Below are 21,838 nucleotides of genomic sequence, written 5' to 3'. Positions count from 1 at the left end.
GAAAAAGCGGACAGAACCGCCGAGCATAGACGCAGGGCGCCCCCTGCGCTGCGCAGGCCCCTGCAACGCGCGAGCGCGTCAACCCGGTTCGGGCAGTAGTTGCTTGATCACCCGCGGCTCGGCCCCGGGGCCCGCGTACAGCATGAACTGCAGGCGCCCGCTGCGCTTGGCGGTGTACATGGCGGCGTCGGCGTGCTGCGTGAGCTCTTCGAAGGTGTTGCCATGCGCGGGAAACACGGCGATGCCGCCACTCAAGCCGATGGACAGGGGCTCGCCTGCGAGGTCGAACGGGGTGGCCGCCGTCGCCAGGATCTTGCGCGCCACGCTGCAGGCGCCCTCCAAATCCTCCAGGCCCGGCAGCAGCACCACGAACTCATCGCCGCCCTGGCGGCACACCGTGTCCGACTCACGCACGGCGCCTTTGAGGCGCTGGGCGAACTGCACCAGCAGCCGGTCACCCATGTCATGCCCCAGGCGGTCGTTGACGCCCTTGAAGCCATCGAGGTCGATGTACATCACGGCCAGGCTGCGGCCGTCGCGCCGCGCGTGCGCAATCGCCAACTGGGCCCGGTCCTGCAACAGCAGGCGGTTGGGCAGGTCGGTCAGTGCATCGTACTGCGCCAGGTGGGCCATGCGCGCCTGCATGGCCACCGCCTCGGTCACGTCGCGCAGCACGGCCACCGCACCGGTCACCGCGCCGTGGCGGTCGGTGATGGGGCTGGCGGTTTCCTGCACGTCGAAACGCTGGCCCGACGTGCGGTGGTGCACCACGCCGCGCACCGACACCTCCTGGACCACGCCCTGGATGGCCTGGCGCAGCGGACTGGGCATGGGCATGCCGGTGGCGGGATCGTGCAGGCAGACCACGGCGTCGACCTGGCTGCCGGCGGCGTCAAAGGCCTGCCAGCCGGTGAGGCGCTCGGCCACGGGGTTCAGGTAGGTGATGGAGCCCTGCGCGTCGGTGCAGATCACTGCGTCGCCGATGGACTGCAGCGTCAGGCGGATGCGCTCCTTCTCCTCGAACAGCTGCTCCTCCATGCGCTTGCGGTCAGTGATGTCGGTGGTCTGCGAGAAGACGCCGCGAACCACGTGGCCATCCACGTCGGGCACGTAGGAGACGATGGCATGGCGCAGCACCCCGGCCTTGTCGACCATGGTGCACTCGAAAAGCTGGCGCTCACCGCGCAGCGCGCTGCGCAGGAAGGGCTCGCACATGGCGTACAAAGAAGGGCCCAGCAGCTCGCGGCAGTGCCTGCCGCGCAACTGTTCGGCGGGCACACCGAACCAGGTGTCATAGGCACTGTTGGCAAAGCGGTTGTTCAGGTCTGCATCCCAATAGCTCACCAGCGAAGGCAGGTTGTCCAGGATGGTCTGGCGGTCGCGTTCCGCCAGGCGCAGCTCGGCGCTCACGGCCTGGCGCCGCAGAAGTTCACGCACGAAGAGCATGGCCAGCCCTACGCAGCCGGCCATCAGCAGTACCGAGAACACCCCGAGCACCCAGGCGCTGCGGTGCCATTTGGCCAGGACGGTGTCGCTCGACTGCGCCACGTTCACGATCAGCGGGTACGCCCCCACATGCTCCCAGGCCTGCAGCTGGCGCGTGCCGTCGGCGCCAGCCGCATCGACCGCGTCAATACCCACCGCGTCAGCCTGCAGCCGTGCCAGGGCGGCCGTGCCGGCAATGGAGGTGTTCACATCAGCCTGGTGCGGCGGAAAACGCGAGATCAGCAGCCCATCGGTTCGGTACAGGTCTACCCGGCTGCCGGTCCCCAGATCGAGCGAGCCGAACAGCCCGTCGAAGTAGCTCAGGCGAATGGCTCCGACCACCACCCCCGCGAAGGAACCGTCTGCGCGGTGGTAGGCCCTCGTCACCGGAAGAATGTACAAGCCGGTGAGGCGCGAGGGCACGGGGCGGCCCACGTGCAACCCCTGGTGGCTGCCTTTGGCAAACACAAGGAAATAGTCCCGGTCGGCAAAATTGGCCTGGCGTGGCTTCAGGGTGGAAGAGTCCAGTACCACGTCGCCCCGGTCATCGACCACCAATACCGATCCCGATCCCGGCACCTGCAGGGAGTTGTCGAACAGCACACCGTTGCGGATATTGGCGGGCAGCGCCATGACCTCGGGGCGCTCGAGCCCTGCCACTACACCTTTGAGCGACTCGTCGAGCGAGCGGAGAGTGCCGCCAATACTGCGCTCCAGTGTGCTTGCCAGGTTGGCGTTGGTGCGGCTGGCGTAGTCCCAACTGTCTTCCCGCATGGTCCAGATCGTTCGGGCAAACAGCAGGCCGATGCCCAGGGACACCAGCAGCGCCAGCCAGATCAGCCTATGGGAGAAAAACTGGCGGGAAAAATGCATGGACAAACTGGCATGGCAAGGGAGGCATTACGCACATCTCCCGGTTAGTTGCAACACAGTGTAACGTTGACGATAGCCCGCCCATGGCCAGAAAGGCAGGGCTTTCCCGGCACTTATTTGCGCGACAGCACGCCCGCCCCCCGCACTTCGAACTGCAGCGTGTCATGCACCTTGCCACGCGCATCCACCAATTCCAGCTGGTGCCGCCCAGGCCAGGGCGGCCAGGCCCAGCGTGCACCACGCCCCTGCTCGCGCCCGTCGATGCGCCAGCGCAGGTCGCGCCCACCACTGGCCACGAACTGCAGGCGCTGGCGGTCGGGGGGGATGTCGGGATCGAGCGCAATGATCGTGCCCGGCACCGGCGCCAGGATCCGCGCCGAGGGATCGTCGGCGGCCTCCACCGCTGCGGCAGGCAAGGCCCGGGAAGGTTTGGCGCCGCGTCTGGCGACAACTGGTTCGTCGGTGGGCCCCAGGTCGATGGCGAAGCGCGCCTGCTGGGTACCGGGGACGAACCATTCCTGGCGCGCGGCCTCCAGCGGCAGCGATGCCGCAGCCCCCGCCGCACTCCCCTGCGCAGCCTGCAAGGCGCCGAACTGCACGGCCTGGCGCACCAGGCCCTTGGGAGCGGCTGGCGCGCGGCTGGGTTCGCGCGCATGCAGGAAGCCCATCACTGCGGCCCAGATGGGTGCCGCGCCGCTGGTGCCACTCACGTCGTGCATGGCGGCGCCGCTGGCGTTGCCGACCCACACGCCCACGGTGTAGCGCTCGGACCAGCCCACGGCCCAGTTGTCGCGCATGTCCTTGCTGGTGCCGGTCTTCACGGCCGACCAGAAGCGCGTGGCAAGCACGCTGTCGGTGCCGAAGGTGCGCGAGCGCGCATTGCCATCGGACAGGATGTCGCCCACGATGAAGGCTGCGCCCGCATCGATGGCCCGCACTGGCGCAGCGCCGGGCTGGGCGGGCCACACGCGCACGGAGCCCCGGCTGCCGCCATTGGCCAGGGTGCGAAAGGCGTTGGTCAGGTGCAGCAGCGGCACCTCGGGGCTGCCCAGGGCCAGGCTGTAGCCGAAGTAGTCACCGCTCTCGCGCAGCGGCAGGCCCAGGGCGCCGAGCTGGCGGTGGAAGGCATCGGGCGTGACCATGACCAGCGTGCGCACGGCCGGCACGTTGAGCGAGGCGGCCAGCGCCGTGCGCGCCGAGACCCAGCCCTTGAACTGGCGGTCGTAATTCTGCGGGATGTACAGGCCGCTGGCGGTGGCGATGTGCGCGGGCGAGTCGTCCACCAGCGAGGCCGCGGTGAGCCGCCGCTCTGCAATGGCCTGGGCATACAGGAAGGGCTTGAGCGTGGAGCCCGGCTGGCGCAAGGCCTGCACGCCATCGACCTCGCCGGCCTGGCTGAGTTGGCCCGACGAGCCGACCCAGGCGAGCACGGCGCCCGTGGCATTGTCGAGCACCAGCACCGCGCCGTCTTCGACGTTGCGGCCCTGTAGCTCGCGCAGGTGCTGGGCCAGCGTCTGCACCGCAAAGCGCTGCAGCGGCGCGCGCAGCGTGCTGGCGACCCGCTCGGGCGGGGCGGCAGGCTTGTCGCCAGCGGCCTGCTGCTGGCGCAGCAGGTAGCGGGCGAAATGGGGCGCAATGCCCTCGCTGGCGTCGAAGGCCCGGCGCTGCAGGGCCGCGGTGACGAACAGGTCCAGCGCATCGCAGTCCACGCGCACCGCGGGCTGACCGGGGCGCTGCTGCAGGTCGCGCAGCACGCCGCAGGCCCGCTGCGACACGAGTGCAGGCCGGGCATTGGGGGCGCGCACCAGCGCAGCGGCCACGGCCGCCTCGCGGTCATCGAGCCCGTGGGCGGCCTTGTCGAACAGGGTGCGGCTCAGCGCATCGATGCCCACCAGCTCGCTGCGAAACGGCACCAGGTTGAGGTAGGCCTCCAGCACCTGGTCCTTGCGCCAGCGGCGGTCCAGCACCTGGGCGGCCACCGTCTGGCCGAGCTTTTGCACCACGCTGCGCCCGCCCGGCCCCTGGCGCCAGTCGCCGTCGAGCAGGCCGGCCAGCTGCATGGTGATGGTGCTGGCACCGCGTGTGCGCTGGTTCCACAGGTTGCCCCAGGCCGCCGCCGATGCCGCGCGCCAGTCCACCCCGCTGTGTTCGTAAAAACGCTTGTCCTCGCTGAGCACCAGGGCCGCACGCAACGCGGGCGATACATCGGCCAGCGGCACCCACTGACCCCGGCGCACGGAGGCATCGGTGCGCAGGCGCTGCACGATCTCGCCTTCCTGCGAGAGGATGAGGGTGTCCGAGGGTTTGAAGTCCTGGCGCACCTCGGCGAAGGTGGGGATGGCGTGGGCAGGCAGCGCCACTGCGGCCGCCAGGGCCAGCGCCAGACGGCGCCACCACAGGCATGCTTCACGCACCGGGATGCTCCCGCTCAAAACGCTTTTCCGCTTCAGTCAGGTGGTGCAGCAGCACGTGCGAGACAAGGTTCACGCCGATCCCCCCGAACACCACGGGGAGCACATACAGGGCAATTGAGAGTTCGGAGAGAAACACCGCATCGTCGGCCAGCGAGGGCGTATGCCGGGCCAACGCCGCAAGGCTTTGCAGCAGGTAGACGTCGACCCCGGCAATCAGCACCAGTGCAATGCCAAAGCCCAGCACCGCCAGGCGCGAGATGGCGCGGGTGCGCAGCAGCGCCGCATAGATGCCCGCAGGCAGCACCAGCGAGAAGGCCACCAGCACCCAGAACCGCAGCTCCACGAAGACGCTGGCGTTCATGGCCCGGGCCTGAGTGGTGGCGCTGCGCTACGAAGTGTCACTTGGCGGCCTCCACCTTCACGCGGGCGTTGGGGAACTCGCCGAACATCTCGGGCGCGTACATGGCCTCCACGCGGCTCGGGGGCAGCGCGAAGTCGCCCACGTTGTTCAGGCGCACGGTGTACTCCATCTTCACCGTGCCCTTGGGCAGGTACTGGTAGTAGCTGCGGAAGGACTCGAAGCTGCGTTCCTCGAACGCCGGCCAGCCACTGCCGCTGCGCTTTTCGCCCTGGGTGGCGATCTCGGAGTCGCGGCCCAGGCCGCTGCCCAGGATGGTGGCGCCACCGGGTACCGGGTCGGTGATGGCGACCCAGGTCATGTCGGCGCTGGCGTTGACCTCCAGCGTCACGCGCAGCACGTCGCCGCGCGTGTACTGGCCGGCGGGCAGCGACTTGTTGGCCTGCTCCACCGGGGTGATGGTCTTCTTGATGGCATAGCCGGCAGCAAACGGGGCTTTGAGCTGGATGGCGGCCACCGACTGCAGCGTGAGCCAGGGCTTGCCCGTGCCCTGGTGGGCCACCGCCAGGCTCTCCTTGCCGCCCGCTGCTGCCCAGGGCAGGAACATGCCGTTGTTGCGCAGGTTGCCGGGCGCCGCCGGCGCGCCGAACCAGGTGGTCTGGTGCGCTGCGCCGCTGGCGTCGCTGGTCTTGATGCGCTCGACCTTGGCCCAGTCCACGCTGGCGGTGTTGGCACCCAGGGTGGCCTTGGTGCTGCCGGCGACGGGCGTGGCCTCGAACTTGGCCGAGAACTTCTCCAGCGCCAGGCCGCCCCAGAGGTTGGCCGTGGTGGTGTGCCAGGCACCGCCCTGCTGGCGGCTGATGAAGCCGTTGGCCAGGCGGCCCATGTCGTCCTTCCAGGTCGGATCGTCCATCACGGCCAGCATCAGGCGGGCGGTATTGACGTCGCCGTTCTGCATCAGCCACCACCAGTAGTCGTCCTGCTCGGTGCTGAAGATCAGCTTGGTGCCCTGGAAGGACAGCCGGCTGCGCAGGACCTGCATGGCTTCGGCCAGGCGCTTGTCGCGCTCGGGCACGTCGGCCACGCGGCGCAGCACGTTGACCCAGTCGATCACCGAGTGCGTGGGCCACTGGTTAGGCGCCACGGTGATGCTGCTGACCATGCGGCCCTGGGCCTTGCCGTAGCGCGACAAGGCCTCGATGGCGGCCAGCTTGCGCATGTCCAGGTCCTTGCGCGGGCTCCAGAACTCGCGCTGGATGCGGCCCTCGACGAAGGCGATGAGGCCGCGCTCCATGGGTGCACGCGCTTCATCGGGCAGCGCGAAGGCCGGGTCGATGCTGCTGGCCTCGTGCGTGGCCGCCAGCAGATAGGCCGTCAGGGTGTCGCTGCCGCGGTTGGCATCGCCGTCGCGCGGCGGGAAGTAGTTGGCCAGGCCGTCGCTGTCCAGGTAGGTGGGCAACTGGGCCACCACGGTCTGCCAAAGCTTGCCGTCGCGCATGCCCACGGCCTTGCTGGTCTTTTGCTCCAGGCAGATGAAGGGGTAGTTGGCCCACCAGTCGCGCACGCCGGGCAGGCCTTCGGCCAGCTTGGGCTGCAGCGACATCTTCAGGCCGCCGCGGCCAGGCAGTGCGTCGGCCGGAGGGTTCACGTCGAGGTTGAAGCTGCCGTCCACCTGCACCAGCGTGGCCTGCTGCACCGTGAGCGGAATGGCCGGGATGATGCGCTGGCGCGCCTTGAGCGCATCGCGCGCGCCACTCACCGTGTCCTTGGCATCGATCTCCCAGAGGATGGCTTCTGAGCGGGTCTGCGCCAGCTGCGCCGGCGCCGTCACGTTCCAGGCGACCTCGCGCGACTCGCCGGCGGGGATGTCGATGGTCTGGGGCTTCACGTCCAGCAGCGTGGCGCGGGGCGACACCTCGACCTTCATGGCCGCCTTGGTGGTGTTGCGCAGCGTGAGCTGGGCGCGGAACTGGTCGTCCTCACGCACCAGCGGCGGCAGGCCGCTGATGATCTGCAGGTCCTGCGTGGCGCGGATGCTGGTGCTGCCGGTGCCGAACAGGCCCACCGAGGCATCGGCCACGGCCACGATCTTGAAGGTGGTGAGCGCGTCGTTCAGGGGCACCGTCACCTTGGCCTGGCCATTGGCGTCGAGCTTGAGCGCGGGCTCCCACAGCAGCAGGGTCTCGAGCAACTCGCGCGTCTGCGCACGGCCGCCGCCGCCGCCGGCGGGCACGGCCTTCTTGCCGTAGTGGCGCCGGCCGATGATCTCCATCTGCGCGGTGGAGGTCTGCACACCCCAGCTGCGCCGCTGCAGCATGGATTCGAGCAGGTTCCAACTGGTGTTGGGCATCAGCTCCAGCAGCGCCTGGTCCACGGCGGCCAGGGCCACCTCGGCGTTGGCGGCGGGCTTGCCATTGGGCAAGGTGGCGGTGATGGTGACCTGCGCCTTGCCGCGCACCGGGTAGCTCTCCTTGTCGGCCACGACCTTCACGTCGATCTGGTGGGCCTTGGTGCCCACACGGATCTCGGCCAGGCCCAGGCGGAAGGCGGGCTTGGACAGGTCCACCATTGCCGTGGGGGCCTGGTATTCCTTGCCCTCGTACCAGAACGAGTTCCACCACTCGCGCGGCGACTTGAAGCCCCAGGTGAATAAGCTGTACCAAGGCACCTCGCGCAGGCGCCCGCGCAGGGCCAGCACGCTCACGTAGACATTCGGGCCCCAGCCCTCTTCGATCTTGAGCTCGATGGTCGGATCCTGCCCGTTGAGCTGCACCACGCGGGTGTCGATGATGCCCTCGCGCTCCACGGCCACCAGGGCCGTGGCAAAGCGGAACGGCATGCGCACCTGGAACTTGGCGGTGTCGCCCGGCTGGTAGCTCTTCTTCTCGGGCAGCAGGTCGATGCGGTCATGGTCCTCACCGCCGAACCACAGTTCGCCCTGGCGCGTGACCCAGACCGAGGACGCGGCCTCGCTGGTGTTGCCCTCGCGGTCGCTGGCGATCGCCACCAGTTCCACCTCGCCGGCCTCGTCGAGCTTGGATTCGCACAGCAGCAGGCCGCGGCTGTCGCTCTTGCCGCTGCACACGGTGCCCAGGTCCTTGGTCTCGGTCTGGTTGTCGTAGCTGTAGAAGCCGCCCACCATGCGCTTGCGCGTGGTGGTGGTGATGCGCGCCGTGGCCTTGACCTGCAGGGGCACGTCGGCCGCGGCCGACCCGTTGTGCTGCAGTGCCAGCGCCTGGAAGCGGATCTTCTGCTGGGCAGAGACCCAGCCTTCGGTCTTGATGCCGGCCACCACGCCCGCAGGCCACACGGTCTGCGTGCTGCGCAGGGTCTGCACTTCGCCATTGGGGTCGGCGTAGGTGGCCTCCATCACCAGGTCCTGGGGCTGGCGCCCCTGTGGCACGTTGTCGATGGTGACCTTGCCGGCGCCATTGCGGTCCAGCGTCACGGGTAGCTTGTCGGCGATCACGCGGCTGTCCTGGCTGGCTGCAGCCTCTTCATCGTCGCTGTTGCCGTTGCTCGACTGGCCGCGCTTGCGCGGCGGGTTGAAGCTGAAGGCGTCGTAATCGTTGTACTGCAGGGACTTGCCGCGCACCATGGCCGACACGCGCACCGGCAGGTTGGCCGCGCCGCCGCCGGCCACGTAGTTGATCTGCACGTCGGTGGGCACGGAGCGCACGCGCACCAGGGCCTTCTTGTCGGCGGGGGCAATGCGGCCTTCGAGCACCGGCAGGCGGAATTCCTCCACCCGGAACTGGCCGGTGGAAAGGCTGCGTTCATTGCCGGCGTCGGAGCGCAACTCCACCGAGTACACGCCGAGCTTGGCGGCCGGTGGCACGGCAAAGGTGTTCTGCGCGCTCAGGCCGCCCGTGGCCGTGGTGCGCCAGACCAGGGGTTGCGTGTACTGCTGGCCACTGCCGATGTGGGTGATCACCAGCGTCTCGGGCCGGGTGTCGGACACCGCGAAGCCCTTGCGCGTTTCACTGCGCAGCAGGTGCTTCATCGACACCGTCTCGCCGGCGCGCAACAGCGTGCGGTCGAAGATGGTGTGGGCGCGCTCGTTGGGGTTGGCTTCGCTGCTGGTGGGCACGTTGAAGCGCCAGGGCTCGATGCCGCGCTGCCAGTCGGTCCAGGTGAAGGCCATGTCCTCCACGTTGTCGGTGCCCTTGCTGCGCGCGCTGACGAAGTAGGAGCGCTCACCCTCTTCTCCGCACTGCTCGGGTTCGGGCGACAGGCCTTCGATGCTGGCCACACCCTGGGCGTTGGTGGTGCCGGTGGCCAGTTCCTTGCCGGTGCAGTCGGACACGCGCACCGTGGCGCCGGCCACGGGCTGGCCCTTGTCCAGGCTGGTCACCCAGGCCAGAGCGTTCTCGCGGCCGAGCTTGAAGTGCACGCCCAGGTTGGTCACCAGTGCCGAGGTGCGCACGTACATGGTGCGGGCGTCGCCATGGCGCTCGTCCAGCAGCGAGGTGCCGAGCTTTTGCGAGGCGATCTCCACCACGTGGAAACCGGGCGTGAGCGGAATGCCCACCACCTCGAAGGGGCGCGGGTCGTTGCTCGCGGGCTTGGGCAGGTCCAGCGTCTTCACACCGCCCTGGCCGCCCAGCAGCGAGACCATGCGCGACTGCACGTAGTCGCGCTCGTTGTCGATCACCTTGGGCAGCGGGCCCTTGGTGTCGCGGCGCGCTTCCTTGCGGTCGATGTTGTAGTTGTCGTAGCGCTTGACCTTGCGGAACCAGGCAATGATGTCCGAATCGCTCGTGGGGCGCAGGGTGCTGACCTTGCCGGCAGGAGCAGCCGGTGTGCCGGTGCCCGCCTGCAGGCCCTGCACCTTGAGGGCGGCCTCCACGTTGCGCAGGGTCACGGGCAGCAGTGCCGGGCCCTCGGGGCCTTCGGCGAAGCGCTCGACGATGCCGAAGGGTGCGGCCGCAAACTTGGCCAGTGGCGGCATGCCGCCCGTGGCCACCTTGAGCGGGAAGCTGTCGGCATTGCGCAGCGTGCGGCCCGAGGCATCCTTGAGGTCCTTGGGCAACTCGATGGTGAAGCCGGTGTTCTCGGCCAGCGGAGCGGCAAACTGCACGCTGTTGACCAGGGCATCGGGATTCTTGTCTTCGTCGGCGCCGCCTTCCAGCTGGGGCTTGATCGTCTCCTTGGCCGATTTCAGACGGATCGCGGCCGCCAGCTTGCGCGGCAGCGGGGCGTTGAACGTCAGGGACAGGGGGCGGATGGGCAGGCAGGCGGCCTGCGCGTTTTCGCGCTCGCAGTTGAATTCGGCCGAGAAGGGCTCGCGCACCTTGTAGTCGAAGCGCTTTTCCACCGCGTTGGCCACGCCGCTCGGCGTGGCCACGCCCTTGCCAAAGACGAACTGCACGCGCGAACCCGAGCTCAGGCGCCGGTTGCAGGCCAGGCTCACGTACTGCAGCGGCTGCTGCGCGGCACGCTTGTCCAGGCCCAGGGACTTTAGGATCTCGTCGCGCTGGCTGCCTTCGATGAGGCGCACGGGCACCTTCTCGCCCACACCTTCAAGCGAGCACCAGGTGTTGGCCTTGATGCTTTCGAGGGTGGCCGGGCCATTGAGCTGCAACACGAAGGCCTGCTCCTCATCGATCTCCTGGTAGGTACCGGGGCGCATGTTCTGAACGAACGGCCCACCGGTGTTGAACTGGAAGCTGGTGGGCCCGGTCAGCGCCGCGCCAGAGGCCGACTTGAAGCCCGCCTTGACCGCAGCGGTGCAGCGCACGCCGGGGGGCAGGTCGTTCTCGAAGTCGAAAACCCACTCCTTCTCGCCTGTCCAGCGGCCGTTGCCCTTGGTGGCGGCAGCGTCGCTGCAGCTCAGGGTCAGCGGGGCCGGGGCCTTGGGGTCGCCGAAATTGACGGCGGCCGCGTCGAACTTGGCCACCATCTGGCGCACCCGGGCGACTTCACCCTGGGGGGACAGGCTCGTGATCTGCAGGGCATGGGCCGTGCCCAAGGTGGCCAGCAACAGGCCGGCGGCAAACATCCAGTTCTTGGCTTTCACGCGATCCCCTCCAAAGGAACTGGCAAGCGTAACAAAACCGCATGGCATGGAGGCGCGCGTTGCAAGCACTTACGTATCCAGAGCGTGCACCACTTCACGCAGAGGCCATTTTTACGCGGCCGACAGGAGGACGGCCCATGGTCCTACCCCGTCGTGACCTTCCCTGGCGAAAGATGCTTGTTGATCCGTCCCACGACACCTTCTCTGGAGCATCCATGGCCAAGTCCCCAGCCATCCGCAAAACTGCGGATAAGCCACGTTCGACCCCTTCCACCACCCCGTCCCCAGACACCCAGCGTGGCAATGGTGACGAATTGCAACAGCAAGCCGGCGGCGATCACCCCGTCATGACCACGCAGCTGGGCATTCCGATCGCCGACAACCAGAATTCGCTGCGCGACACCCCCCGCGGGCCGACGCTGCTCGAAGACTTCATCCTGCGCGAGAAGATCACGCATTTCGACCACGAGCGCATTCCCGAGCGCATCGTGCACGCCCGCGGCACAGCCGCGCACGGCTACTTCGAGCTGACCGAGTCGTTGGCCGAATTCACCACCGCCCGCGTGCTGACCGAAGTCGGCGTGCAGACGCCCGTTTTCACCCGCTTTTCCACCGTGGCCGGCGGCGCCGGATCGGTGGACACACCGCGCGACGTGCGCGGCTTTGCTGTCAAGCTCTACACCCAGGAGGGCAACTGGGACATCGTGGGCAACAACATCCCGGTGTTCTTCATCCAGGACGCGATGAAGTTCCCCGACCTTGTGCACGCCGTGAAGATGGAGCCCGACCGCGGCTACCCGCAGGCGGGCAGTGCGCACGACACCTTCTGGGACTTCGTCTCGCTGATGCCCGAAACCCTGCACATGGTGATGTGGGCCATGAGCGACCGGACCATCCCGCGCAGCCTGCGCATGATCGAGGGCTTTGGCGTGCACTCCTTCCGGCTGGTCAACGCCGAGGGCAAAAGCACCTTCGTGAAGTTCCACTGGCGACCCAAGCTCGGCATCCAGTCCACCGTGTGGGACGAGGCCGTGAAGCTGCAGGCGGCAGACAACGATTACCACCGCCGCGACCTGTTCGAAGCCATCGAGGCCGGCAACTACCCCGAGTGGGACTTTGCCGTGCAGCTGTTCACCGAGGAAGACGCGGCGAAGTTCCCGTTCGACCACCTGGACGCGACCAAGCTGATCCCCGAGGAGCTGGTGCCCCTGCGCACCATCGGCCGCATGGTGCTCAACCGCTGGCCCGACAACTTCTTTGCCGAGACCGAGCAGGTGGCCTACTGCCCCGCCAACGTGCCGCCGGGCGTGGACTTCTCCAACGACCCGTTGCTGCAGGGCCGGCTGTTCTCGTACCTGGACACGCAGCTGTCGCGCCTGGGCGGCCCGAACTTCGCGCAGATCCCGGTCAACGCTCCCAAGTGCCCATTCCACAACATGCAGCGCGATGGCCACATGCAGATGCAGGTGCCCAAGGGCCGCGTGAACTACGAGCCCAGCAGCCTGCAGGGCGATACGCCGCGCGCCTCGCTGGCGCAGGGCTTCAAACACTTTGCTGAACGTCCCGCCGACGACGGCGCCAAGGGCCGGGTGCGCGCCGAGAGCTTCGCCGACCACTACAGCCAGGCGCGCATGTTCTTTCGCAGCCAGAGCGAGGTGGAGCAGGCGCACATGGCCTCGGCCATCGTGTTCGAGCTCTCCAAGGTGGCCACGGTGCATGTGCGCGAAGCGGTGGTGGGCCACCTGCAGCATGTGGACGCAGCCCTCGCCCAGCGCGTGGCCGATGGCCTGGGCATGGACGCCCTGCCACCCGCTCCCGCCGCCGCGGTGCAGCCACAGGACATGCCGCTTTCGCCTGCCCTGCGCATCATCGACCGCATGAAGCCCACGCTGGAGGGCCGCTGCGTGGGCCTGCTGGTGGACGATGGCTCCAACGCGAAGTCGGTTGCGACTTTCAAGAAGGCCGTGGAAAAGGCCGGTGCCACCGTGAAGATCGTGGCCCCCAAGGTGGGCGGTGCCAAGATGGACGACGGCAGCCGGCTGCCCGCCGATGGCCAACTGGCCGGCACGCCTTCCACGGTGTTCGATGCCGTGGCCTCCATCCTCTCGACGGAGATGGGCAACAAGCTCTCGCGCGAAGCCGCCGCGGTGGACTGGTTCCGCGATGCCTTCGGCCACCTCAAGGCGATCGGCGCCTGCCCAGGGTCGCAGGCCATCGTGCAGGCCGCCGGCATAGAGCCCGATGCCGGCGTGATGGACCCCAAGGACAGCAAGGCCTTCATCGCGGCCGCGCAGACACGGCAGTGGGACCGCGAGCCGAAGGTGCGCACCCTCGCCTGAAGAGCCTCCATGGCCCCCGCAACCGCTCCGTCCCCACGCAATTGGGAAATCGATGCAGCCCGGGGGCTGATGCTGCTGCTGATGACGGTGACGCATCTGCCCACGCGGTTCACCTCGCCGTTGGGCCAGCCCTTCGGCTATGTCTCGGCGGCGGAGGGCTTCGTGCTGCTGTCGGCCTACATGGCCGGCATGGTCTACGGCCGTGTGGCCTGGCGCAAGAGCGTGGCCGAGATGCACCACGCCTTCTGGCGCCGGGCCCTCAAGATCTACGCCTGCCACGCAGCGCTGCTGCTGTTCCTGTTCACCGTGATTGCCTTCATCGGCATCCGCATCGAGCAGCCTGCCGTGGTGGACCTGCTGAACTTCTACGTCAAGCAGCCGTTCACCGCGCTGGTGGGTGGGCTGCTGCTGCTTTATGAGCCGCCGCTCCTGGACATCCTGCCGCTGTACGTGCTGTTCATGCTGGCCAGCCCCTGGGTGATGGTGCTGGCCTTTGTCTGGGGCTGGCGGCCGGTGATGGTGGTGAGCGGGCTGGTCTGGTTGGCCGCGCAGTTCGGTCTGTCGCACGGGGTGTACGACGGCATCAACGCCCTCGTGCCGCTACCCGTGCCCTTCAACGAAACGGGGGCTTTCGTGATGTGGAGCTGGCAGTTCCTGTGGATGCTGGGGCTGTGGATGGGCGCCACGCGCAATGACCCGAATGCCCCGGCGTTCACGTTTCCACGCTGGTCGGTGCTGCTGGCCCTGGCCCTGGCTATCTCCCTGATGGGGTGGCGCCACCTGGTCGGGCAAATACCGTTCCATCCCGAGGGTCCGTACGCCGGGTTCAACCCCTGGTTCGACAAATGGGCGCTGGGGCCGATGCGCATGATCAACCTGTTTGCGCTGGTGGTGCTCGCCATCCACTACGGCCCTCGGCTGGCCGCCCGCATGCCGCGCCAGCGTTGGCTGGAGACGCTGGGATCGGCGTCCCTGCCGGTGTTCTGCGCGCACCTGGTACTGGTGCTCGTGGTGCTGGCGGGGCTGGGGGCGAAATACGACCGTTCCTGGGGAATGGACCTGGCCCTGCTGGCCGCAGCCTTCGCAGTGCTCTATGCGGTGGCACGCGCCACCTTGTGGCTGGAAAAGAAACCCGGGGAGGACACCACCCCGCCGGCGGTCCTGGCACCCGGACAGAAACGCCCACCCATGTACCCCCCTGCGTCCGCCCGCCAGGGGGTGCAGCCCAAGCCGCGCGACCCGCCGAAGGCCAAGGTCGCGCCGGGTTGAGGCAACTGCGGGAAGCTCAGCGGCCGGTGCTGACCTGGGCGGCCGCCAGGGCAGGTACCGCGACCACCGCAGCCGCAGCGGTTTCGTTGCCCGCCTTGCCCGGTGCAGTTTGCAGCGCGGGCTGGCCACGGCCCACATAGTCGGCAATGACCGAGCGCCACAGCCGGTAGCCGGCATCGCTCATGTGCAGGCGGTCCGGCCCGAAGAGCTCGGCCCGGGGCGCGCCCTGCAGGTCGAGCATGGGCGTGAAGATGTCGATGTAATCGCTGTTGGGCAAGCTGCGCACATAGCCTGCGAGCAGGGCATTGGCCTCGCGGGCCTTGGGCATCAGCTCGGCGCGCAAGGGGCTCGGTTTGATGGAGATATAGGCAATGCGCGTGTCGGGCAGTTCGGCACGCACGGCGGCCACAAAGCCCTCAAAACTCTCGAGCACCTGCTGGGGCGAGCGGCCTTCGGCCAGGTCGTTGTCCCCGGCATAAACGAACACCTGGCGCGGGCGGTACTGCAGTACCAACTGCTTCACGAAGTACTGGCAGTCGGCCATGGTGGAACCGCCAAAGCCGCGGTTGATGACCACCGGCACGTCGCGAAAATCCTGCGGCAACTGCGTCCAGAAGCGGATGGTGGAGCTGCCCACGAAGAGCACGCCATCCTCGGCAGGCGCCTGGGCCTTGTCGGCGGAGGCAAACGCGTCCATGCTGGCTTGCCAACGCGCATAGTGGGAGGCGGACGATGACTGTGTCGTCTTGGACCCGGGCGCCGAACCCGCAGCGCCCACGGGGGCCGGATGCACCGCAGCCGTGCTCGACACCAGCACACCCGACAGCGCAAGGCGCCGGGCGAGTTTGGAAAGGCGGGGAAATCGCTTCATGGCATGGGTTCCAGGAAGTGGCACATCATTATCAGATGGGGCCATTTTCGGCAATTTCACCGCATCCACCCCATGTTTTACAACTTCGGCTGGCCCGTCAGGCCAATCCAGCCATGGGCACTGCCACAGCCATCCGAGTGGATGGTTCACGGCATGGTGGAGCTGTTCAGCGGCTGCGTCGCATAGGTGTGCAACTCGGCCGAGTCGGCCAGCGTGGCCTTGCCCTTGCCGGTGCGCTTGCTGGCATACAGCGCCTGGTCGGCCCGGTCGATCAGCGCCGGCAGGGCCTCGGCCGCGTCGCCCTGGAACACGGCCACACCGATGCTGACACCGATGCGCACATGCTCGCCGTTGTCCAGGCCGATGGGTGCCAGCATGTCCTGGATGACACGCTGGGCGATTTCCATCGCGGCCTGCGGCGAAGTCACCGCATTCAACACCAGGGCGAACTCGTCGCCCCCCAGCCGTGCAGCCGTGTCATTGGCACGGGCGAGCCCCGCCAGGCGCTGGCCTACCCGCACCAGCACCTGGTCGCCGCAGCCGTGTCCCATGCTGTCGTTGATGGCCTTGAAGCCATCGAGGTCAACCAGCAGCAGCGCGCCGGCACGGTGGTCGCGGTAGGCGGCCAGCACGGCCTGGGACAGGCGGTCTTCGAACAGGCGGCGGTTGGGCAGCCCGGTGAGGCGGTCGTGGCTGGCCAGCGCCAGCACCTGCTGGTGGGCACGCACCAGCCAGGCACTGAGCAGGCCCAGCAACACGGCAAACACGTACGACATGGTCACGACCAGCGCTGGCGCGCTGCCGGCGGCCTTCCAGCCACCCACGGGCACGGCGCCCAGGGTCCAGTTGCCACCCCCGGGCAAAGGCACGTCGAGCGTGGCCGGCTTGTCGTCAAACAGGGCTGCGCGGCCAATGAACACGGCCCCTTGGGCTCCGGTCGCATCAAGCCCGCGGGCTGCCACCTGGAAGCCCATCTGGTCCGTGTTGAGCCCCACATCGGCAAACAGCGTATCGGCATTCACCGCAAGCGAGACGATGCCCCAATAGCGTGGCTCCGCCCCGGGGCGGGCCCCCGGCAGGCTGGTGAGGAATACCGGCGTACGGCTGACGATCCCCAGCCCGCCCTGCACCAGCGGGATCGGGCCGGCAACCACGGTACGCCGGGTCTGGATGGCGCGCTCTACCGCGCCGCGCTGCTGGGGGTTGTCCAGGTAGCGCAGGCCCAGGGCCTTTTCGTTCCCCAAGCGCGGGTAGATGTCGCTGATGACGTTGTCCGGCGCCAGCGCCAGGTTGCGGATGTTGCGCTGGCTCTCCAGCAGCCGCCCCACCACCGAGGCGAAGATCTCGGGCTCCATCTGGCCCTGCGCTGCCACGAAGGCGGCCACGGTCTCTGGCACCGACAATGTGCTCTGCAACTGCCGGTCCAGCCGGTCGCGAATTTCGAGAAGATGGGTTTGTGCACGCGCCGCGATCTCGGTGCGCGCCTTGGTGTTCGAGATGTCGATCACCAGCCAGGCCAGCAGCATGGCCAGCGCGCAACTGGCCAGTCCCACCAGCAAGGGCAGGAAGCGGGAACGCAGCCAGTGCGCTGGCAGGCGGGCGGTGGGCATAAAGGGGATGGGAGCCGGCCTGCGCAGACGGGATTACTGGGCCACGAAGCCGGTGTCCTTGATGATCTTGGTCCAGGCGGCGGTGTAGGCCTTTTCGCGCGTTGCGAACTGCGTGGGCGACATATGGCCCACGGTCAGGCCCATGGCCGTGAGGTGGTCGCGCACCTCGGGCATGGCGATCACCTTGGCCACGGCGTTCGAGAAATCCGTGACGAACTTCTGCGGCGTGCCGGTGGGGGCATAGATGCCGTAGTAGGGCAGGTCCTCGAAGCCCTTGAGGCCCAGTTCGTCGAAGGTGGGCACATCGGGCATGGCGGCCTGGCGGGCCTTGCCCAGCACGGCCACCACGCGCACCTTGCCAGCCTTGTGGTTCTCGATGAAATCGGGGATGGAGGCCACGCCGGCACCGATCTGGTTGCCCAGCATGTCGGCCATCATGGGCGCACTGCCCCGGTAGGGTGCCGACACCAGGTCGATACCGAACTTGCCGCCCACCAGCTTCACCAGGAATTCCGGGGTGGATGCCGGGGCGGGGATACCCACGGCGCCCTTGCCGCCGCCGGCGCTCTTGACCCAGCTGACGTACTCGGCAAACGACTTGGCGGGCGTACCGCCCGAGACGGCGAAGGCATTCACGAAGGTGGCGATGCCGACCACGGGCACGAAATCACGCGCGGGGTCGAAGCCGGCGTTCTTCACGACCTGGGGCAGGATGGAGATGGTGTGGTCGTGGGTGAGAAACAACACCGTGCCGTCCGCCGGGCCGGCCTTGAGGGTCTGGGCGGCGATCTGCCCGCCTGCGCCGGGCTTGTTCTCGACCACCACCGAGGTGCCGAGCTCGTCCTTGAGCTTTTCGGCCAGGGTGCGCGCGATGGCATCGGTACCACCGCCAGCGGGGAAACCCACCAGCAGCCGGATCGGCTTGGGCTGGGCCGATGCCAGGCCTGCGGCCGCAAGGCCCAGCAGCAGCGCACCGGTGCGCAGGGTGTTGACGAGAAGACGGCGGCGAGGCGAGGTCATGCGGGGGCTCCAGCGGATAGGTAATCAGATGCAACAGGCGAGGATCGTAGCCGCACGCTGCTGCGCTGTCATGCACCGCCGGTGGGCGGCTACCTCACCATGCAAGAAATACACCCAGCCAGGAGTTACGCCAGCCGTGCGCGGTGGCGCGCCAACTGGGCGCGCACCTGGGCAGGCGCGGTGCCGCCCAGGGTGTTGCGCGCATTGAGCGAGCCGCGCAGGCTCAGCGCGTCGAACACGTCCTTCTCGATCTGCGGGTGGAAGCCCTGCAGCACGGCCAGCGGCAGCTCCGACAGATCCACCTGGTGCGAGACGGCGGCCTTCACGGCGTGGGCCACGGTTTCGTGCGCGTCGCGGAAGGGCAGGCCTTTCTTGACCAGGTAGTCGGCCAGGTCGGTGGCGGTGGCATAGCCCTTGAGCGCGGCCTGCTCCATCGCGGGCGCGTTGACGGTGATGCCGCCCTCCTTCTTGCCCGAGGCGGGGTTCAACTGGCCGCCGACCATCTCGGCGAAGATGCGCAGCGTGTCCTTGAGCGTGTCCACGGTGTCGAACAGCGGCTCCTTGTCTTCCTGGTTGTCCTTGTTGTAGGCCAGGGGCTGGCCCTTCATCAGGGTGATCAGGCCCATCAGGTGGCCGACCACGCGGCCGGTCTTGCCGCGCGCCAGTTCGGGCACGTCGGGGTTCTTCTTCTGCGGCATGATGGAACTGCCGGTGGTGAAGCGGTCGGCGATCTTGATGAAGCCGAAGTTCTGGCTCATCCAGATGATGAGCTCTTCGCTCAAGCGGCTCACGTGCACCATGCACAGGCTGGCGGCGGCGGTGAACTCGATGGCGAAGTCGCGGTCGCTCACGGCGTCCAGGCTGTTCTGGCACACGCCCTGCATGCCCAGGGTGCGCGCCACGCGCTCGCGGTCCAGCGGGTAGGTGGTGCCGGCCAGGGCGGCGGCGCCCAGGGGCAGCACGTTGACGCGGCGGCGCACGTCGGCCATCCGCTCGGCATCGCGCGCGAACATCTCCACATAAGCAAGCATGTGGTGGCCAAAGCTCACGGGCTGGGCCACCTGCAGGTGGGTGAAGCCCGGCAGGATGACTTCCACGTTCTGTTCGGCCACGTCCACCAGGGACACCTGCAGCTCCTTGAGCAGATCGGCGATCAGGTCGATCTCGCCGCGCAGCCACAGGCGCACGTCGGTGGCCACCTGGTCGTTGCGGCTGCGGCCGGTGTGCAGGCGCTTGCCGGCGTCACCCACGAGCTGGGTCAGGCGTGCCTCGATGTTCAGGTGCACGTCTTCGAGGTCAAGCTTCCATTCGAAGCCGCCGGATTCGATTTCCGCGCTGATCTGCGCCATGCCGCGCTGGATCGAGGCATGGTCCTCGGCGCTGATGATGCCCTGCGCGGCCAGCATGTCGGCATGCGCCAGGCTGCCGGCAATGTCGGCCTGCCACAGGCGCTTGTCGAAGAAGACGCTGGAGGTGTAGCGCTTGACCAGGTCGCTCATGGGCTCGGAAAACAGCGCCGACCAGGCCTGTGCCTTGGTGTCGAGCTGGTTGTGGGAGGGCGCGGACGGCGCGCTATTGGCTTGGCTGTTGGACATGGGAGGGCAATAATCCGGTAGTTCTGACACCCGGAACACCCGGATGCCGCAATGCAAAACACGCAAATTTTATCGACCCCGCCTCCCGACGCCGAATCGGACCCGCCCAGAGGCCCTTCGCGCAGTGGCCAGCCCCCTGCCGGAAGGGCGCTGGTGTTCGACGCCTGCCAGGTTGGCGTGGTGCTGCGGGCCGTGCTGTTCGTCGAGGTCGTGGTGGGCGTGGGCACCCTGTTCGGCGCCCAGACCCCGGCCCAGTGGCTGGCCAGCATGGCCCTGGTCACGGGCGGCGCCCTGCCGGCCACGCTGGCCTGGCTGATCACGGCCTGCAGCTTGAAGACGGTGCTGCAGAACCTGCGCACCGGCCCGCAATATGCGGCCGGCGTGGCCCTGGGGGCACTGGCGGGCCTGTACGCCTGCGCCATGCTCACGCTGGCCGGTGTGGCCGAGCGCTCGCCCTGGGTGGCCAGTGCCGCCACGGGGGCGCTGCTCGCGGCCCTGCTGGTCGCGGCCCTGGTCCTGCGTGCGCGCGGGCGCACCCCGGCGGCTACCACGGCGCGCCTGACCGAGCTGCAGTCGCGCATTCGCCCGCACTTTCTGTTCAACACGCTCAACAGCGCGATCGCGCTGGTGCGCAAGGAGCCCGCCAAGGCCGAATCGCTGTTGGAAGACCTTAGCGACCTGTTCCGCGTGGCGCTCGTCGAGCAGGGCGAATCGACCACGCTGGCCGAGGAGATCACCCTGGCGCGCCGCTACCTGGGCATCGAGGAGGTGCGCTTTGGCAAGCGCCTGCAGGTGCAGTGGAGCCTGGACCCGCGCACCGACAGCGCCCGCCTGCCGCCCCTGCTGCTGCAGCCGCTGGTGGAAAATGCCGTCAAGCACGGCGTGGAACCCAGCCCGCGCGGTGGCAAGCTCAAGGTGATGACCGAGCTGCGCGGCAACCGCGTGGTGGTGCGCATCACCAACACGCTGCCCGCCAGCGACATCCGCTACCACGACGTACCGCGCGGCCATGGCATCGCCCTGGCCAATGTGCGTGCGCGCCTGGCCCTGCTGCATGATGTGCAGGGCGAATTCACCGCCGGGGTGCTCGATGGCCTCTACCAGGTGCGCATCTCCCTGCCCGTGCAGGGCGCACCGGCCCGCGTATCCCGGCGCCCGAGGCGGCATGGCCGGCCCGCGACGCCGCCCTCCCCCTCCACCCCGCCTCCTTCCGCTCCTACCCGCAATGCCGCGCCATGAACATCCTCATCGTTGACGACGAAGCCCTGGCCCGCAGCCGCCTGCGCACCCTGCTGGGCGACTGCGCCGAGACACTGCACACCACCGTGTCCGAAGCCGGCAACGCCGGCGAGGCCATGGCGTTGCTGGGGCCCACCGGGGGCAGCGCCTTCGACCTGGTGCTGCTGGACATCCACATGCCGGGCCAGGACGGCCTGGGCCTGGCGCACGCCCTGCAGGCGCTGGCGCGCCCACCGGCCGTGGTTTTCGTGACCGCGCATGCCGACCATGCGGTGAGTGCCTTCGAGCTCGATGCAGTGGACTACCTGACCAAGCCCGTGCGGCGCGAGCGCCTGCAGCAGGCCCTGGCCAAGGTGCAGCGCACCACCCGCCCGGCCCACATCCCGGCAGCCGCTTCGGCGGCCGATGGCGAGGCGCTGGTGATCCAGGACCGGGGCCGCACCGAACGCCTGCCGCTGGCCGAGGTGCTGTATTTCAAGGCCGAGCAGAAGTACGTGACGGTGCGCACCGCCACGCGCAGCTACATCATGGACGGCGCGCTGAGCGAACTGGAGGCGCGCTACCCCACGCGCTTCCTTCGCATCCACCGCAATGCGCTGGTGGCGCGGCGCGCCGTGCGCGCGCTCGAAAAGCACTACGACCCGGAGGAAGGCGACGGCTGGGCCGTGCGCCTGCAGGGCATGACGGAGGTGCTTACCGTCTCGCGCCGGCAGGTGGCGGCCGTGCGCGAGGAACTGGCGCGCTGA

General features: G+C 68.3%; 12 protein-coding genes. 4 read left to right on the top strand and 8 right to left on the bottom strand.

Translation table 11 applies throughout. From position 1 onward, the window contains the following. Nucleotides 1-78 precede the first annotated feature (78 nt). The 4 genes from ASE31_RS13160 to ASE31_RS13145 form a co-directional block, all read right to left on the bottom strand. Entirely contained in the window at nt 79-2,358 is a 2,280-nt protein-coding gene (locus ASE31_RS13160) for a diguanylate cyclase domain-containing protein (RefSeq protein WP_057202059.1), read from the bottom strand. A 113-nt stretch (nt 2,359-2,471) separates the two neighbouring features. Further along, nucleotides 2,472-4,778 (bottom strand): penicillin-binding protein 1C, encoded by a 2,307-nt coding sequence (gene pbpC / locus ASE31_RS13155; RefSeq protein WP_369819458.1) that lies wholly within the window; start codon nt 4,776-4,778, stop codon nt 2,472-2,474. Beyond that, a complete protein-coding gene (locus tag ASE31_RS13150; RefSeq protein WP_057202058.1) occupies nt 4,765-5,133 on the bottom strand; it encodes a hypothetical protein in 369 nt (122 codons plus the stop codon). The genes pbpC and ASE31_RS13150 overlap by 14 nt, the downstream gene beginning before the upstream one ends. A gap of 37 nt (nt 5,134-5,170) precedes the next feature. After that, on the bottom strand, nt 5,171-11,131 hold the full coding sequence (locus tag ASE31_RS13145) for an MG2 domain-containing protein (protein WP_057202057.1): 5,961 nt from the start codon (nt 11,129-11,131) through the stop codon (nt 5,171-5,173). 233 nt (nt 11,132-11,364) lie between these two features. On the opposite strand from ASE31_RS13145, the gene ASE31_RS13140 reads away from it, so the two are divergent. Both ASE31_RS13140 and opgC read left to right on the top strand, forming a co-directional pair. Then, on the top strand, nt 11,365-13,488 hold the full coding sequence (locus ASE31_RS13140) for a catalase (RefSeq protein WP_057202056.1): 2,124 nt from the start codon (nt 11,365-11,367) through the stop codon (nt 13,486-13,488). 9 nt (nt 13,489-13,497) lie between these two features. After that, on the top strand, nt 13,498-14,757 hold the full coding sequence (gene opgC / locus ASE31_RS13135; protein WP_057202055.1) for an OpgC domain-containing protein: 1,260 nt from the start codon (nt 13,498-13,500) through the stop codon (nt 14,755-14,757). Nucleotides 14,758-14,773: 16 nt separating this feature from the next. Here opgC and ASE31_RS13130 read toward each other — a convergent pair whose 3' ends face one another. From ASE31_RS13130 to argH, 4 genes are all read right to left on the bottom strand, one after another. After that, the gene (locus tag ASE31_RS13130; RefSeq protein ID WP_057202054.1) at nt 14,774-15,628 is read right to left on the bottom strand and encodes an SGNH/GDSL hydrolase family protein; all 855 of its coding nucleotides are present in this window, start codon (nt 15,626-15,628) and stop codon (nt 14,774-14,776) included. 146 nt (nt 15,629-15,774) lie between these two features. Further along, nucleotides 15,775-17,238 (bottom strand): diguanylate cyclase domain-containing protein, encoded by a 1,464-nt coding sequence (locus ASE31_RS13125; RefSeq protein ID WP_057202053.1) that lies wholly within the window; start codon nt 17,236-17,238, stop codon nt 15,775-15,777. A gap of 33 nt (nt 17,239-17,271) precedes the next feature. Continuing rightward, complete coding sequence (locus tag ASE31_RS13120) at nt 17,272-18,258, bottom strand: Bug family tripartite tricarboxylate transporter substrate binding protein (protein WP_057202052.1); 987 nt, start codon at nt 18,256-18,258, stop codon at nt 17,272-17,274. Between the two features lie 125 nt (nt 18,259-18,383). Continuing rightward, entirely contained in the window at nt 18,384-19,853 is a 1,470-nt protein-coding gene (gene argH / locus ASE31_RS13115; RefSeq protein ID WP_057202051.1) for an argininosuccinate lyase, read from the bottom strand. A 51-nt stretch (nt 19,854-19,904) separates the two neighbouring features. Here argH and ASE31_RS13110 point away from each other — a divergent pair, with 51 nt between their 5' ends. Then, the gene (locus tag ASE31_RS13110) at nt 19,905-21,092 is read left to right on the top strand and encodes a sensor histidine kinase (protein WP_057202050.1); all 1,188 of its coding nucleotides are present in this window, start codon (nt 19,905-19,907) and stop codon (nt 21,090-21,092) included. Continuing rightward, on the top strand, nt 21,089-21,838 hold the full coding sequence (locus ASE31_RS13105; protein WP_057202049.1) for a LytTR family DNA-binding domain-containing protein: 750 nt from the start codon (nt 21,089-21,091) through the stop codon (nt 21,836-21,838). Before ASE31_RS13110 ends, ASE31_RS13105 begins: the two co-directional genes overlap by 4 nt.

The sequence above is a fragment of the Acidovorax sp. Root217 genome (assembly GCF_001428645.1).
Lineage (GTDB): Bacteria > Pseudomonadota > Gammaproteobacteria > Burkholderiales > Burkholderiaceae_C > Acidovorax.
This window is presented reverse-complemented; position numbering and strand designations above follow the sequence as displayed.